Annotated in this window: 6 protein-coding genes; 4 read left to right on the forward strand and 2 right to left on the reverse strand. The window is 71.8% G+C overall.

Annotated features, from left to right (window positions below; genetic code table 11):
• Positions 1-2: 2 nt before the first annotated feature.
• Positions 3-2987 carry an EAL domain-containing protein gene (locus tag CGR01S_RS16150; RefSeq protein WP_052382520.1) on the reverse strand — a complete coding sequence of 995 codons (2985 nt, stop codon included), beginning with the start codon at positions 2985-2987 and terminating at the stop codon, positions 3-5.
• 147 nt (positions 2988-3134) lie between these two features.
• Between CGR01S_RS16150 and CGR01S_RS07985 the strand changes: the two genes are divergently transcribed.
• On the forward strand, positions 3135-9077 hold the full coding sequence (locus CGR01S_RS07985; RefSeq protein ID WP_042425289.1) for an alpha-2-macroglobulin family protein: 5943 nt from the start codon (positions 3135-3137) through the stop codon (positions 9075-9077).
• 80 nt (positions 9078-9157) lie between these two features.
• On the opposite strand, the gene CGR01S_RS07990 is transcribed toward CGR01S_RS07985, so the two are convergent.
• Positions 9158-9649, reverse strand: coding sequence for a hypothetical protein (locus tag CGR01S_RS07990; RefSeq protein WP_042424913.1), 492 nt, complete (start codon positions 9647-9649; stop codon positions 9158-9160).
• Positions 9650-9753: 104 nt separating this feature from the next.
• Between CGR01S_RS07990 and pbpC the strand changes: the two genes are divergently transcribed.
• The 3 genes from pbpC (at position 9754) to CGR01S_RS08005 (ending at position 15708) form a co-directional block, all read left to right on the forward strand.
• Positions 9754-12027, forward strand: coding sequence for a penicillin-binding protein 1C (gene pbpC, locus CGR01S_RS07995; RefSeq protein WP_174435693.1), 2274 nt, complete (start codon positions 9754-9756; stop codon positions 12025-12027).
• A 73-nt stretch (positions 12028-12100) separates the two neighbouring features.
• Positions 12101-14386 (forward strand): bifunctional diguanylate cyclase/phosphodiesterase, encoded by a 2286-nt coding sequence (locus CGR01S_RS08000; RefSeq protein ID WP_042424919.1) that lies wholly within the window; start codon positions 12101-12103, stop codon positions 14384-14386.
• Between the two features lie 158 nt (positions 14387-14544).
• The gene (locus CGR01S_RS08005) at positions 14545-15708 is read left to right on the forward strand and encodes an alpha-hydroxy acid oxidase (RefSeq protein ID WP_042424921.1); all 1164 of its coding nucleotides are present in this window, start codon (positions 14545-14547) and stop codon (positions 15706-15708) included.
• Positions 15709-15728: the final 20 nt, after the last annotated feature.

Consider the following 15728-nt stretch of genomic DNA (forward strand, 5'->3'; position numbering starts at 1 on the left):
TTTCAGCCCTCGCCCTGCGGGACGCCGCCGCCCTCGCGGTCGGCGATCCAGGCCTCGAGCGCATCGATAGCCAGGGGGCGGCTGAAGAAATAGCCCTGGTAGGTGTGGCAGCCGTGCTGCGCGAGGAAATCGCGCTGCCCGGCCTGCTCCACGCCCTCGGCAATGACCTCCAGCCCCAGGCTGTCGGACAGGGCCACGACCGTGCGCGCGATGGCGGCGTCGTTCGCATCGGTGAGCACGTTGCGCACGAAACCCTGGTCGATCTTCAAACGGTCCAGCGGCAGGCGCTTGAGGTAGGCGAGCGAGGAGTAGCCGGTGCCGAAGTCATCGAGCGAGAAGCCCACGCCGCGCGCCTTGAGCGCAACCATCTTGACGACCACGTCCTCCACATTGGTGACCAGCAGGCTCTCGGTCAGTTCGAGCTTGAGGCGCCGCGGGTCGGCCCCGGTGTGCTCCAGCACCTCCAGCACCTCATCGACGAAACCGCCATGGTGGAACTGGCGGGCGCTCACGTTCACGGTCATGGACAGGTGCCGGCGCCGCGGCTGTTGCGCCCAGGTGGACAGTTGGCGGCAGGCGGTCTCCAGCACCCAGCGCCCCAGGGGCAGGATCAGGCCCGTGTCCTCGGCCAGGGGGATGAATTCGGCCGGCGAGACCATGCGGCCATCGGCCTGGCGCCAGCGCAGCAGCGCCTCCACGCCCACCACGGCGCCCGAAAGGTGCACCTGGGGCTGGTAGTGCAGCAGGAACGCCTGCTGCTCCAGCGCCTGGCGCATGGCCTTTTCCAGGGCCACGCGCTCGACCAGCGCCGACTGCATCTGCGGGTCGAAGAAGCTCAGCGCATTGCGCCCCGAGGCCTTGGCGCGGTACATGGCCATGTCGGCCTGCCGGAGCAGGTCTTCGACCGAGGTCTGGGGCGTGCCGAACAGGGCCACGCCCATGCTGGCGCTGTGGTGGTGCGTGCTGCCGTGCAGCGTGTAGGGCTCGCCCAGCGCCTGCAGCAGGCGCGAGCCCATGGCCTCGGCCTGCGCCACGGCCTGCAGGGCGTCAGCGCTCAGGCCTTCGAGCATGACGACGAACTCGTCGCCGCCCAGCCGCGCCACGGTGTCGCCCGCGTTCACGCACTGCGTCAGGCGCTGGGCGACCTGCTGCAGCAGCAGGTCGCCCACGTAGTGGCCGCGCGTGTCGTTCAGGCCCTTGAAATGGTCGATGTCGATGAAGAACAGCGCGCCGTGCCGCTGGTTGCGCTGGCTCACGGCGATGGCATGCTCCAGCCGGTCGAGCAGCAGGCGCCGGTTGGGCAGGCCGGTGAGCGGGTCGGAGAAGGCGAGCTGCTGGATGCGCTCCTCGTTCTCCTTTTGCTGCGTGATGTCGGAGAACGTGGCCACGTAGTGGGTCACCGGGCCCTGCGGGGCGCGCACGGCCACGATGGAGAGCCACTGCGGGTAGATGTCGCCGGATTTGCGCCGGTTCCAGACCTCGCCCTGCCAGCGGCCGTGCCGTGCCAGCGCCTCCCACATCTCGGCGTAAAAGCGCTGGTCGTGCCGCCCCGACTGCAGCAGGCGCGGGTTCCTGCCGATGACCTCGGCGGGCTCGTAGCCGGTGATGGCGGTGAACGCGCGGTTGACGGCGATGATGGTGCCGTCGTGCTGGGCGATGGTCACGCCCTCGGCGCTGTTGTCGAAAAAGGTGGCCGCCTGGCGCAGGTCGTCTTCCATGCGCTTGCGCTCGGTGATGTCGAGTATCACCCCCACCAGGCCGCCCACGCTGCCGTCGGGGTTGGTGAAGGTGGCCTTGTGGAAGATCACGTCGCGCACCTGGCCGTCGGCCTGCTGCACTCGGCTTTCGTAGATCTGCTTGCCCGGCCGGTCCAGCAGTTCGCGGTCCGCCGCCATGTAGCGCTGGGCGAGCGCGGGGGGCGAGAGGTCCAGGGGCGAGCGGCCGATGATCTCGGCCGAGCGCTTGCCGATGAAGGCCTCGAAGGCGCTGTTGCAGCCCAGGTAGCGGGCCTGGGCGTCCTTGTAGAACAGGGGGCCGGGGATGGCCTCGATCAGTTGCTGCATGAAGCCCAATTGGCGCGACAGTTCGGTGCCGTGTTCCCGCACCTGCGCGAGCAGCCGCTCCGCGTGCTCGTGCGCGGCGCGCAAGGCATTTTCCGCCTGGTGGCGTTCGGTCACGTCGGTGTAGGTCGAGACCACGCTGCCGTCGGGCAGGCGGCGGTCGGTCACGGCCAGCACCTGCCCTTGCGCGCTGGTGTACTCGAACGCATTGGATTGCCCCGTGCGCAGGCGCTGCACGCGGCGCTGCACCAGGGGCTGCAACTGCTGCGGCGCCACGCCGGTGTGCCGCATGTAGCTGTGCAGCAAGGCGTCCATGGGCTGGCCATGGCAGGGCTGGCCCGTGGGCCAGCCGATGATCTGCAGGAACTGCCGGTTCCAGACGACCAGGCGCATGTCCCGGTCGAACAGCGACAGGCCCTGGTCGATGTAGTTCACGGCCTCGTGCAGGCGCGCCAGGCTGAACTCCACCTTCTGGCTCGCAAAATGCAGCAGCTCGTTCAGGCGGTCCGCGGGCGCGCTGGCCGGCGCGGCGGGCGGGGGGCTCTGCGGCGGGGCGGGGCTTTCGTCGCCCCAGACCTGCAGCAGCGCCGTGACGCAAAAGCGCACGATGCGCGCCAGCGGCTGCACCACGGCCAGCGGGCCGGCCAGGGCAAAGCAGGTCAGCCGCTGCCCGCCGGCCTGGATGACCATGCCAATGCCTTCGCGCATGGTGTCCGAGTGGGCGGCCTGCGCGGCGGTGACGCAGTATTCGTCCATCTCGCCCTGCATGATGCGCAGCGCAATCGCATGGTGCTGGCCGATGCGTGCGCGCGCGCTGGAGGCGACGATGCGTCCCGAGGCATCCATGAAGCTGCACACCAGCCCCAGCTCGGCGTGGAGCACGTCGCACAAATCCTGGCCGAATTGGACGTTGAAGGGAATGGGCATGCGGTGGGGGCTGCGCGGCAGGTCCGCCGCGCGGTTAACAACGTGCAATTCTGCACGCCGGAGCGGTCTGGCGGTTGGGTATTTTCCGCTACGCTCCATGGATCAGCCGAGGAGACCCGCGTGAACCCCAAGACCATTGCCTGGGACATGGCCGCCGCGTGCGTACTATTGCTTGCCGCCAGCAGTGCCCAGGCCCTGCAGATCAGCCGCTTTTCGCCCCAGGGCGAGGTGGCGCGCATAGGCCAGGTGGTGGCCCGGTTCGACGGTGCTGCGGTGGCCTTCGGCGACCCCCGGGCGCCGGCGCCGCTCACGCTGCATTGCTCGGACGCGCAGGCCAGCAAGGGCGCGGGGCGCTGGACCAGCGAGCGCGAGTGGGTGTACGACTTCGAGCGCGAGCTGCCGCCCGGCGTGCGCTGCACGGCCGAGCTCAATACCAGCTTCCAATCGCCCTCTGGCGACCTGTTGAAGGGCGCGGCCAGCTATCAATTCAATAGCGGCGGGCCGTTCGTCGTGAACGTGCGCCCTGGCACCTACCAGCCCATCGACGAGGAGCAGCATTTCGTGCTGCAGCTCAACGGCGCGGCCGCGCCCGAGAGCGTGCTGGCGCATGTGTGGTGCGCGGTCGAAGGGGTGGGCGAGCGCGTGCCGGTGCGTGCCGTGGCGGGCAAGGAACGCACCGAGTTGCTCCAGGCCCTGGGGCTGCAGGCGCGCGCGCAGCAGAACCCGCTGGCCATGGTCACGCTCGCGTGCAACCGGCGCCTGGCGCCTTCGGCACAGGTGCAACTCGTTTGGGGCAAGGGCGTGGCCACGCCGGGCGGGGTGGAGAACCGGGTGGAAAAGCGCTTCACCTTCCGCGTGCGCGCGCCCTTCACGGCCGAGTTCTCCTGCGAGCGCGAGAATGCCCAGGCGGCTTGCCTGCCGATCCGCCCGCTCACCGTGGCGTTCAGCGCGCCCGTGCCGCGCAAGCAGGCGCTGGCGCTGCGCCTGAAGGGGCCGCGCGAGACGCTGCAGCCCAGCCTGCCGGGCGCCGGCGAGGAGCCCGAGGGCGACGCGCTGGTGGGCAGCGTGCAGTTCGCTGCGCCGCTGGCGGAGAACACCGCCTATGTGCTGGAGCTGCCCAAGGACTTGAAAGACGCCTCGGGCCGGGCGCTGGCGAATGCGGCGAGCTTTCCGCTGCAGGTGGCCACGGGCGGCCTGCCGCCGCTGGCCAAGTTTGCCGCCGCGCCCTTTGGCGTCGTCGAGCGCTTTGCCGAAGGGCCGCAGGGGCCGGCGCTGTTTCCCGTGACGCTGCGCAACGTCGAGTCCGATCTGCGCGTGCAGGGGCTGCAGACCGGGCCGGCGGCGCCCGCGGCGGGCCAGGTCGGCACGCTGCAGCCCACGCAGGACGCCGACATCATCGCCTGGTTCCAGAAGGTGCAGCGCCACGACGCCTGGCAGGTCGAGCGCCGCGTGGCGCGCCGCGACGTCAAGGGCCCCTTGCCCCAGGCGCTCGCGGGCGAGAGCCCGGACTACGTGCAGCCGCGCATGCTGTCGCTGCTCGCCGGCCAGGGCGGGGTGCGCACGCTCGATCTGCCGCGGACCGCGCGGGGCGACAAGCGGCCGTTCGAGGTCGTGGGCATCCCATTGGCGCCGGGTTTTCACGTCATCGAGATCGCCTCGCCGCTGCTGGGCGCCTCGCTGCTCGACGCGCGCCACGGCCGCAGCCGCAGCATGTACGTGCGCAGCATGGCCCTGGTGACCAATCTGGCCGTGCACTTCAAGCTCGGGCGCGAGAACGCGCTCGCCTGGGTGACCTCGCTGGACCGCGGCCAGCCCGTGGCGGGCGCGCAGGTGCGCGTCTCCGATTGCGCCGGCAAGGCCCTGGCCAGCGCGGTGACCGACGCCCAGGGCGTGGCGCGCATCGAGGGGCTCTCCGCCACGCCGCCGTACTGCGAGGGCGCGGGCGCTTCCGGCGCGGGCTACTTCGTGAGCGCGCGCCACCGCGGCGCCGACGGCGTGCAGGACATGGCCTTCGCCTGGAGCGAGTGGCAGCGCGGCATCGAGCCCTGGCGCTTCAACGTGCCCACGAGCAGCGAGCCCCAGCCCGACGTGCGCGCCCACACCATCTTCGCCCGCACCCTGCTGCGTGCGGGCGAGACCGTGTCCATGAAGCACCTGCTGCGCACCGAGACCCAGGCCGGCTTCGCCCTGCCCGCACAGCAGCCGCCGACGCTGGCCATCACCCACGTGGGCAGCGGCCAGCAGTTCACCCAGGCGCTGCAGTGGCGCAAGACGGCCACGGGCGGCCTGAGCGCGCAGAGCGAATTCGCCGTGCCGCCGGCCGCCCGGCTGGGCGTGTACGAGGTGGAGCTGCGCGGCGCCGAGGGTGCGCCGTCCTACGCCTCGGGGCGCTTTCGCGTGGAGGAGTTCCGCCTGCCGGTGCTCGAAGGGCGCGTGGGCCCGGCTGACCCGGCGCCGCTGGTGAACGTGCGCTCCGTGCCGGCCGCGGTGCAGGTCCAGTACGTGGCCGGCGGCCCGGCGGCGCAGTTGCCGGTGCGCGTCTCGGCCCTGGTGCGCACCAAGCCGCTGCACTACGGGGACTACGAGGACTTCAGCTTCCAGCCGCCGCGGCCGCGCCAGGGCGGCGCGCAGGCCGGCGAAGAGGAAGACGCCGCCCGCGAGGACGCCCGCGTCATTGCCGACAAGCTGGCGCTCACGCTCGACCGCCAGGGCGCGGGCCGCATCACCCTGGAGAACGTGCCGCGCGCCAGCGCGGCGCAGGAGCTGGTGATCGAAGCCACCTACGCCGACCCGGCCGGCGAGGTGCAGACCCTGCGCAGCGCCCACACCCTGTGGCCTGCGGCCGTGGTGGCCGGCATCAAGACCGAGGGCTGGGCCTCGGCCAGCCAGAAGCTGCGCCTGCAGGCGCTGGCGCTCACGCCCGAAGGCCGTCCCGCCGCGGGCGTGCCGCTGCAGGTGCAGGCCATCGCCCACACCACCACCACCAGCCGCAAGCGCATGGTGGGCGGCTTCTACAGCTACGACCACAAGAGCGACACCAAGGACCTGGGTACCGTCTGCACGGGCGAGAGCGATGCGCGCGGCCTGCTGCTGTGCGAGGTCCGGCTGGACCAGGGCGGCGAGGTGGAGCTGGTGGCCACCGCGCGCGACAAGTCCGGCAACACCGCGGACGCCGCCTCCTCGGTCTGGGTCACGCGCCAGGGCGAGCTGTGGTTCGGCGGCGAGAACCACGACCGCATCGACCTGCTGCCCGAGAAGAAGAGCTACCAGCCTGGCGAGACCGCGCGCCTGCAGGTGCGCATGCCGTTTCGCTTCGCCACGGCCCTGGTGGCGGTGGAGCGCGAGGGCATCATCGCCACGCAGGTGGTGCAGCTCAGCGGCAAGGACCCGACCGTGCACCTCAAGATCGAGGAGGGCTGGGGCCCCAACGTCTACGTCAGCGTGCTGGCCCTGCGCGGGCGCCTGCGCGACGTGCCCTGGTACAGCTTCTTCACCTGGGGCTACCAGGCCCCGCGCGAGTGGTGGACGGCCTTCTGGTACGAGGGCAAGGAATACACCGCGCCCACGGCGCTGGTGGACCTGGCCAAGCCCGCCTTCCGCCTGGGCGTGGCTGAACTCCGGGTGGGCACGCGGGCGCACCAGATCGACGTGAAGGTGCAGGCCGACAAGGCCAGCTACCCCGTGCGCGGCAAGGCGCGGGTCACCATCACGGCCCAGCTTCCCGGCGGCAAGCCCGCGGCCCACGCCGAGGTGGCGCTGGCCGCCGTGGACCAGGCGCTGCTCGAGCTCATGCCCAACACCAGCTGGAACCTGCTCGATGCCATGCTGCAGCGCCGCAGTTGGGGCGTGCAGACGGCCACGGCGCAGATGGAAATCGTGGGCCGGCGCCACTACGGCAAGAAAGCCGTGCCCGCGGGCGGCGGCGGCGGGCGCGCGCCCACGCGCGAACTGCTCGACACCCTGCTGCTGTGGCAGCCCGCGGTCCAGCTCGACGAGCGCGGCCAGGCGCGGGTGGAGGTGCCGCTCAACGATGCGCTCACCACCTTCCAGATCGTCGCCGTGGCCGACGCCGGGGCGGGCTGGTTCGGCACCGGCACGGCCCGCATACGCACCACGCAGGACCTGCAGATCATCAGCGGCCTGCCGCCCCTGGTGCGCGAGGGCGACCAGTTCCGGGCGCAATTCACCCTGCGCAACACCACCGCGGCGGCGATGAAGGTCGAGGTCGCGCCGCGCGCCACGCTGCTGGAGCTGGCGCCGCAGACGCTGGAGCTGGCGCCCGGCCAGGCGCGCGAGCTGGCCTGGCAGGTCACGGCGCCCGAGCAGCTCGGGCGCACGCGCGCCCAGGCCCTGCTGTGGGAGGTCGTGGCGCGCGACACCGCGGGCAGCGCCCGTGACGCGCTCAAGGCCAGCCAGCGCATCGTGCCCGCCGTGCCGCTGGCCGTGCAGCAGGCCACGCTGGTGCAGCTCGACGGCGGCCTGAACCTGGACGTGCAGGCCCCGGCCGATGCCCTGCCCGGGCGCGGCGGCCTGCAACTGGCGTTGCAGCCGCGCCTGGCCGAGGGCCTGCCCGGCGTGCGCGACTGGTGGGCGCGCTACCCCTTTGCCTGCCTGGAGCAAAAGACCAGCAAGGCCATCGGCCTGCGCGACGCGCGCCTGTGGGCCACGGTGATGGCGCAACTGCCCACCTACCTCGACAGCGACGGCCTGGCCAGCTATTTCCCGCCGCGCAGCGGCAGCGCCGACCACGGCAGCGACGTGCTCACCGCCCACCTGCTCGCCGCCGCCCACGAGGCCGCGGGCCTGAACCCGGCCTTTGCCCTGCCCGACGAGGCGCGCGCCGCCATGGAGCGCGGCCTGATCGCCTTCGTCGAGGGCCGCATCGAGCGCAGCTTCTGGAGCCCGCGCAAGGACCTGGACATGCGCAAGCTCGCCGCCATCGAGGCGCTGGCGCGCCATGGCCGCGCGCAGGCGCGCATGCTCACCAGCCTCACCATCGCGCCCCAGCAGTGGCCCACGCACAGCGTGCTCGACTGGCTGGGCATCCTCCAGCGCGTGCAGGACGTGCCGCAGCGCGAGCAGCGCCTGAAGGAAGCCGTGCAGATCCTGCGCAGCCGCCTGGCGTACCAGGGCACGCGGCTCATCTTCAGCACCGAGCAGGACGACCACTGGTGGTGGCTCATGCAGAACGGCGACGTGAACGCCGCGCGCCTGCTGCTCGCCGGGCTCGACGACCCGCAGTGGCGCGATGAGCTGGGCCGCCTGGCCAGCGGCTTCATCGCGCGCCAGCAGGGCGGGGCCTGGCGCACCACCACGGCCAACCTGTGGGGTGGGCTGGCGCTGGAGAAATTCAGCGCCCGATTCGAGGCCACGCCCGTGGCGGGCACGACCCGCGCCAGCCTGGGCGGCAACGCGGCCAGCGTGGACTGGAGCAAGGTCGAGCGCATCAAGACGCAGGACGCCAGCGGCGCGGCGCACCAGAGCAGCGCCTTCGGCGCGCCGGCCGCCCCCGGCATGCTGCGCGGCAACAGCATGTTCCTGCCCTGGGGCAGCGGCACGCAGACCTTGGCCGTGGCGCACCAGGGGCCGGGCAAGCCCTGGCTCACGCTGCAGTCGGTGGCCGCCGTCGAGCTGAAGGCGCCGTTCAGCGCGGGCTACCGCATCCAGAAAACCGTCACGCCCATCGAGCAGGCGCGCAAGGACCTGCCGCCCGGCCGGTACACGCGCGGCGACGTGCTGCGCGTTCAGCTTACGGTGAGCGGCCAGGCCGACATGACCTGGGTGGCCATCACCGACCCCATTCCCGCGGGCGCCACCATCCTGGGCAGCGGCCTGGGCCGCGACTCCGAGATCGCCACCCAGGGCGAGAAGCGCAGCGGCGCAGGCTGGCCCGCGTTCGAGGAGCGCAGCTTCGAGGCCTTCCGCAGCTACTACGAGTACCTGCCCAAGGGCACGGTGAAGATGGAATACACCCTGCGCCTGAACAACGCGGGCGACTTTGCCCTGCCCCCGAGTCGGGCCGAGGCCTTGTACGCGCCCGAGATGTTTGGCGCAGCGCCCAATGCACGCATGCAGGTGGGCCTGCCTTGAAAGCGGTTTTTGCTATCGAAAGAGAAGCTGCTGGCGCAGGCTACATAAGCCCTGGAGGCCATTTTTCCTTGAAAGCGCGCTCAGCGGCCGCTGAACTCACGCTGGCGCCGGTAGTAGTCGTCCTGGTCGCGCTGGAACTGGTCCTGCGCGCGCGAGCGGTCCATGTGGTCGCGCCAGGCCTGGTCGGGCACCTGGCTGGCGCTGCGCCCGCCGCTCCAGCCCCCCTGGCCTGCGCGGGCGCGGCGCTCGGCATCGCGCGTGATGGCGTCCACTTGGCGCTGGATGTCGGCATCGGAACGGCGCTGGGTATAGGTCGGGGTGGACCACTGGCTGGTGCGCCCCGCAGCGGCGTCCGGCGCACGGGCGGCAGGGGCTGCGCCGGGCAGGGCGTGCTGGGTGCTCCACTGCGTGGTGCGCGGCGCGGGCGGTGCGGGCGGGGCCGGTTGCGCGGGGCGCTGGGGCGCCTGCGACCAGCGCTGGGTCTGGGGCGCCTCGGACCAGACCTGGGTTTGCGCCCAGGCCGGCAGGAACAGGGAGCAGGCCAGGGTGAGGCAGCACAGGCTTTGTTGCATGGGGGTCTCCGAGGGGGTGGGCGAAGGTGTATCAAGTTGTTGCTGCACTGTACAAAAAGCGGCTCCCCGCGTCCAGCCGCCCAGGCCCGCACTGGGGCGGCAGCGTGACGTCCTGCACACCTGCGGCGGCCGGGCGGCGCTGGCGCGTGCTGGCAGCCTGGGGCTGCGGCCTGCTGGCGGCGCTGCCGGCCTGGGCCCTGCCCACGTTCGAGGAAGTGCGCCAGGGCCACCGCTCGTCCGAGGTGCTGGTGCTCTCGCGCGAGGGCGAGCTGCTGCAGCGCGTGCGCCAGGACGCCCAGGTGCGCCGCGGCGCCTGGGTGGCGCTGGCGGACATGTCGCCCGCGCTGCGCACCGCCCTGGTGTGGAGCGAGGACAAGCGCTTTTACGAGCACAGTGGCGTGGACTGGGCGGCCGTGTCGGCCGCCGCCTGGGGCCGGCTGTGGCACCAGCGCACGCGCGGCGCCAGCACCATCACCATGCAGCTCGCGGGCCTGCTCGACGAGGACTGGCGCCAGGGGCCGGGCGGGCGCAGCGTGGCGCAGAAGCTGGGCCAGGCGGTGGCGGCGCAGGTGCTGGACCGGCGCTGGCGCAAGGACCAGATCCTGGAGGCCTACCTCAACCTCGTGCCCTTTCGCGGCGAGATCGTGGGCATAGACGCGCTGGCGCGCACCCTGTTCGGCAAGGCGGCGCATGGCCTGCAGGAGCACGAGGCCGCGCTCGCCGCCGCCCTGGTGCGCGCGCCCAATGCCCGGCCCGCGCAGGTCGCCCAGCGCGCCTGCGGTGTGCTGCGCCTGATGCGCAGCGCGCAGGCCGGCGCGCCGGCGCACACCGATTGCGCGGCCCTGGCCCTGCTGGCTGACGGCGCCCTGCAGCGCCGTGCCTGGCCGGCGAGCGAGGGCGTGGCGCCGCATGCGGCGCGCCGGGCGCTGGCCCAGGCGGGCGCGGCCCAGGCGGGCGGCGTGCTGCGCACCACGCTCAGCGCGCCGCTGCAGCGCCGGGCGGTGCAAGTGCTGGAGCAGCAGTTGCGCGAACTGCGCGGGCGCCATGTGGAGGATGGCGCCGTCCTGGTGCTCGACAACGCCAGCGGCGAGGTGCTCGCCTGGGTCGGCTCCTCGGGCGTGCTCAGCGCCGCGGCCGAGGTCGACGGCGTGCTCGCCCTGCGCCAGCCCGGCTCCACGCTCAAGCCCTTTCTCTACGCCCAGGCGCTGGCCGAGCGGCGGCTCACGGCGGCCTCGCTCATCGAGGACTCCCCGGCGCAGATCGCCACCCCCGGCGGGCTCTACATCCCGCAGAACTACGACCGCCAGTTCAAGGGCTGGGTGTCGGTGCGCACGGCGCTGGGCGCCTCGCTCAACGTGCCGGCGGTGCGCACGCTGACCATGGTCTCGCCCGACGCCTTCTTCCGCCAGTTGCGCAGCCTGGGCCTGCCGCTGGCCGAGAGCGCGGGCTACTTCGGCTACAGCCTGGCCCTGGGCAGCAGCGAGGTGGCGCTGCTGCACCTGACCAATGCCTACCGGGCGCTGGCCAACGGCGGGCGCTACGGCCCGGTCGCGCCCCTGGTGCGGCCCGGGGGGGCAGCGGCGGCGGCGCCCACGCAGGTGCTCGATGCGGGGGCGGCCTTCATCGTGGGCGACATCCTGGCCGACGGCAACGCCCGTGCGCGCACCTTCGGCACCGACAGCGTGCTCGCCACGCGCGCCTGGACGGCGGTGAAGACGGGCACCAGCAAGGACATGCGCGACAACTGGGCCCTGGGCTGGTCGCAGCGCTACACCGTGGGCGTGTGGGTGGGCAATGCCAGCGGCGCTGCCATGCACGAGGTCAGCGGCACCAGCGGCGCGGCGCCCGTGTGGGCCGCGCTCATGGCGCACCTGCACGCGCGCGCGCCCAGCCGCGCCCCGGTGGCACCGGTCGCGCTGGTGCGCCAGGCGGTGCGCTTCGGTCCCGCACCGGGCGTGTCCACGCCCCTCGAAGCGGCGCGCGCCGAGTGGTTCCTCGCCGGCACGCAGCAATCGTTTTTTGCTATGGATAGCGGAGCAGCTGGCGCTGATGCAGCAAGCCTTGGAGCCCTATCGGATACTAAAAATTCTGTACCCGGCGCACCCTCGGCCGTGCGCATCCTGGCGCCGGCGCCGGGCACCATCGTCGCGCTGGACCCCGACATCCCGCCGCAGCACCAGCGCCTGCAGTTCGCCGCCATGCCGGGCGCGCCGGCCGGCCTGCGCTGGCGCATCGACGGCAAACCCCTGGCGCGCGGCGCGCAGGCGGCCTGGCTGCCCTGGCCCGGCCGCCATGTGGTGCAATTGACGGACGCGCGCGGCACCGTGCTGGACGAGGTGCGCATCGAAGTGCGCGGCGCAGGGCTGGCTGGGCGCTGAGGCGGCGCCGGCCTGCCGGTGGTCGAAACAGGTTCTTACACCTACAATCAAAACGCTGCCCCCTGCAATCCTGATGCGCCATTTCTTCTCCCAACGCCTGATCTGGCTGGCCCTGCTGTTGAGCATGGGGATAGGCGCCATGGTGGCGCGCACGGTCTGGACCATGCGTGCCGATGAGTGGGACTTCGCCACGCGCACCAATGCCAACCTGGTGACGGCGCTGGAGCAGTCCGTGGGCTGGACGCTGCGGGCGCTGGACCAGTCCTTGCAGGACGTCGCGGCCAAGCTGGAGCACCCCGGCGTCGTGGACCTGCCGCCGGAGCTGCGCAACCGGGTGCTGTTCAATACCCCGCTGCGCGTGGCCGGCCTCATGGATGTCTATGTGGTCGATGCCCGGGGCGACATCATCATCGACTCGTCCGCCACCCCGCCGCACCAGGCCAACTACGCCGACCGCGACTATTTCCAGGCGCTGATGTCCGGCACCCGGCAAGGCCTGGTCATCGGCCATCCGGTCATGGGCCGCGTCACCAAGACCTGGATGCTGCCCGTGGCGCGGGCCTACCGGGGCGCGGATGGGCGGGTCGCCGGGGTGGTGGTCAGCTCCATCAGCCTGAGCTACTTCAACGAGCTGTTCTCGGCCCTGCAACTGGGTCCCAGCAGCGGCGTGAACCTCATCCTCGACAGCGGCGTCATCGTGACCCGCTACCCCTATGGCGACGCCGACGTGGGCAAGTCCCTGGCGGGCACGCCGAACATGCGCCGCCTGCTGGCCGCGCCGGCCGGCAGCTTCGTGGGCGTGGCCAGCCTGGACCAGGTGGAGCGCTTCTACTCCTTCCGGCACGTGGGGCCGTACCCCCTGGTGGTGAACGTCGCCCAGGCGACCGACGTCATCCTGGCCCACTGGCGCAAGAATGCGCTGCAACTGTCCGTCTTCGCGCTGGTGCTCATGGCCAGTTGCGTGGGGCTGGCCGTGCTGTTCACGCGCGAGCTCACGCAGCGCCAGCAGGTGGCCAGCCGCCTGCAGCAGGCCCAGCACGACGTGCGCACCATCCTCGACAACCTGCCCTCGCTGGTGAGCTACTGGGGCGCCGACCTGCGCAGCCGCTTTGCCAACAAGGCCGCCAGCGCCGTCTTCGGGCTCACGCCCGAGGGCATGCAGGGCCGGGATGCGGCCGGGCTGCTGGGCGCCGCGGATTTCGCCGCCGTCGAACCCTATGTGCGCCACGCCCTGGCGGGCGAGCCGCAGGTGTTCGAGCGCACCCATGTGCACGCGGCCACCGGCGAGGTGCGCCACAACCACATCTCCTACACGCCCGACCGGCCCGAGCCCGGCGGCCCGGTGCAGGGCATTTTTGCCCAGGTCACCGACATCACCGAGCGCAAGCGCATGGAGGACGCCCTCTTCGAGGAAAAGGAGCGCATGCGCCTGACGCTGCAATCCATTGGCGACGCCGTGGTCTGCACCGACGCCGCCGGCCGCGTCACCTACATCAACCCCGTGGCCCAGCGCATGACGGGCTGGCAGGCCTTCGACGCCGCAGGCCAGAGCGTGGACGAGGTGGCGCCGCTCTACCACAGCAACGGCGTGCGCGTGGAGCCCAGCCCCATGCACCAGACCCTGGAGACCGGCAAGCCCTGCGGCCCCACGCGCGGCGTGGTGCTGCACCGCAAGGACGGGCACCGCTACGTGGTCGAGGAGTCGGCCAGCCCCATCACCGACCGCCATGGCCAGTTGAGCGGCGCCGTGATGGTGCTGCACGACGTGACCGAGACCATGGCCCTGGCCGAGCGCATGGCGCACCTGGCGCAGTACGACGCGCTCACCGACCTGCCCAACCGCGTGCTGCTGCAGGACCGCGCGCGCCACGCCCTGGCGCTCGCGCGGCGCGAGGGCAAGAGCCTGGCGGTGATGTACCTCGACCTCGACGGCTTCAAGGACGTCAACGACACCCTGGGCCATGACCTGGGCGACCAGTTGCTCGTGCAGTTCGCCCGCCGCCTGCAGGCCGCCGTGCGCGAGTCCGACACCGTGTGCCGCCAGGGCGGCGACGAGTTCGTGCTGCTGCTGCCCGGGCTCGAGGGCGCCGAGCAGGCGGTGGTGCTGGCGCGCAAGCTGCTGGCCGTGTGCCGCGCGCCCTTCGACCTGCAGGGCCACACGGCCACGGTGGGCCTGAGCGCGGGCATGGCCCTGTTCCCGCAGCATGGCAGCAGCTTCGAGGAGCTGGCGCGCCACGCCGACGCCGCCATGTACGCCGCCAAGCGCGCCGGGCGCATGCAGGTGCGCCGCTACGCCGGGCCGGGGCAGGAGCCCGAGCTGTTGGCCGACGAGGAGCGCGGTACGCCGGTGCTGCTATAGCTATATCATTGATAGCTGCTTGCGCTTGCTAGGCAATGGTTTGAGCCGTTTTTGACTTGGAGATGCAAATTTGCTCCAAGGCCTGCAAATAATTTCGATGGCCGCCGCCGGCGCCGCGCCCTACCATGGCGCCTGCCCATCACCCAGGAGTTTTCCGCATGCCCGATCTGTCCACCATCACCTGCATCGAAGACCTGCGCCGCGTCGCCCAGCGCCGCGTGCCCCGCATGTTCTACGACTACTGTGATTCCGGCTCGTGGACCGAGGGCACCTACCGCGCCAACCAGGACGACTTCCAGCGCATCAAGCTGCGCCAGCGCGTGGCCGTCAACATGGAAGGGCGCAGCACCGCGAGCACCATGGTGGGCCAGGAGGTGGCCATGCCCGTCGCCCTGGCCCCCACGGGCCTGACCGGCATGCAGCACGCCGACGGCGAAATCCTGGCCGCGCGCGCGGCGCGCGCCTTCGGCGTGCCCTTCACGCTCTCGACCATGAGCATCTGCTCCATCGAGGACGTGGCCCAGCATGCCGGGCCGGGCTTCTGGTTCCAGCTCTACGTCATGCGCGACCGCCGCTTCATCGAGCGCCTGATCGACCGCGCCAAGGCCGCGGGCTGCAGCGCCCTGGTCGTCACCCTGGACCTGCAAATCCTGGGCCAGCGCCACAAGGACATCAAGAACGGCCTGTCCACGCCCCCGAAGCCCACGCTGGCCAACCTCATCAACCTGGCCACCAAGCCGCGCTGGATCATGGGCATGCTGGGCACGCCGCGGCGCAAGTTCGGCAACATCCACGGCCATGTGGAGGGCGTGACCGACATGAGCAACCTGGGCGCCTGGACGGCCGACCAGTTCGACCCGCGCCTGAACTGGGGCGACGTCGAGTGGATCAAGAAGCGCTGGGGCGGCAAGCTCATCATCAAGGGCATCATGGTGCCCGAGGATGCGCGCCTGGCGGTGGAGTCGGGGGCGGACGCCCTGATCGTCAGCAACCACGGCGGGCGCCAGCTCGACGGCGCTCCCTCGGCCATCGAGGCGCTGCCCGCCATCGTCGATGCCGTGGGGCGCGAGATCGAGGTGCACATGGACAGCGGCATCCGCAGCGGCCAGGACGTGCTCAAGGCGCGCGCGCTGGGCGCACGCGGCACCTACATCGGCCGCGCCTTCCTCTACGGCCTGGGCGCCTATGGCGAGCAGGGCGTGGCGCGCGCGCTGCAGATCATCCACCGCGAGCTCGACCTGACCATGGCCTTTTGCGGGCGCACGAACATCGAGCAGGTCGATGCCTCCATCCTGCTGCCTGGCACCTACCCCACGCCGTGAGCGGCAGCCGCTGAGGTGAA

This window comes from Comamonas granuli NBRC 101663 (assembly GCF_000739995.1).
Taxonomy (GTDB): Bacteria; Pseudomonadota; Gammaproteobacteria; order Burkholderiales; family Burkholderiaceae_C; genus Simplicispira; species Simplicispira granuli.

Excerpts from the sequence above, each read along its gene's own strand:
- CGR01S_RS16150 (WP_052382520.1), bottom strand. The coding sequence starts at position 2,987 with ATGCCCATTCCCTTCAACGTCCAATTCGGCCAGGATTTGTGCGACGTG.
- CGR01S_RS07985 (WP_042425289.1), top strand. The coding sequence starts at position 3,135 with ATGGCCGCCGCGTGCGTACTATTGCTTGCCGCCAGCAGTGCCCAGGCC.
- CGR01S_RS07990 (WP_042424913.1), bottom strand. The coding sequence starts at position 9,649 with ATGCAACAAAGCCTGTGCTGCCTCACCCTGGCCTGCTCCCTGTTCCTG.
- CGR01S_RS08000 (WP_042424919.1), top strand. The coding sequence starts at position 12,101 with ATGCGCCATTTCTTCTCCCAACGCCTGATCTGGCTGGCCCTGCTGTTG.
- CGR01S_RS08005 (WP_042424921.1), top strand. The coding sequence starts at position 14,545 with ATGCCCGATCTGTCCACCATCACCTGCATCGAAGACCTGCGCCGCGTC.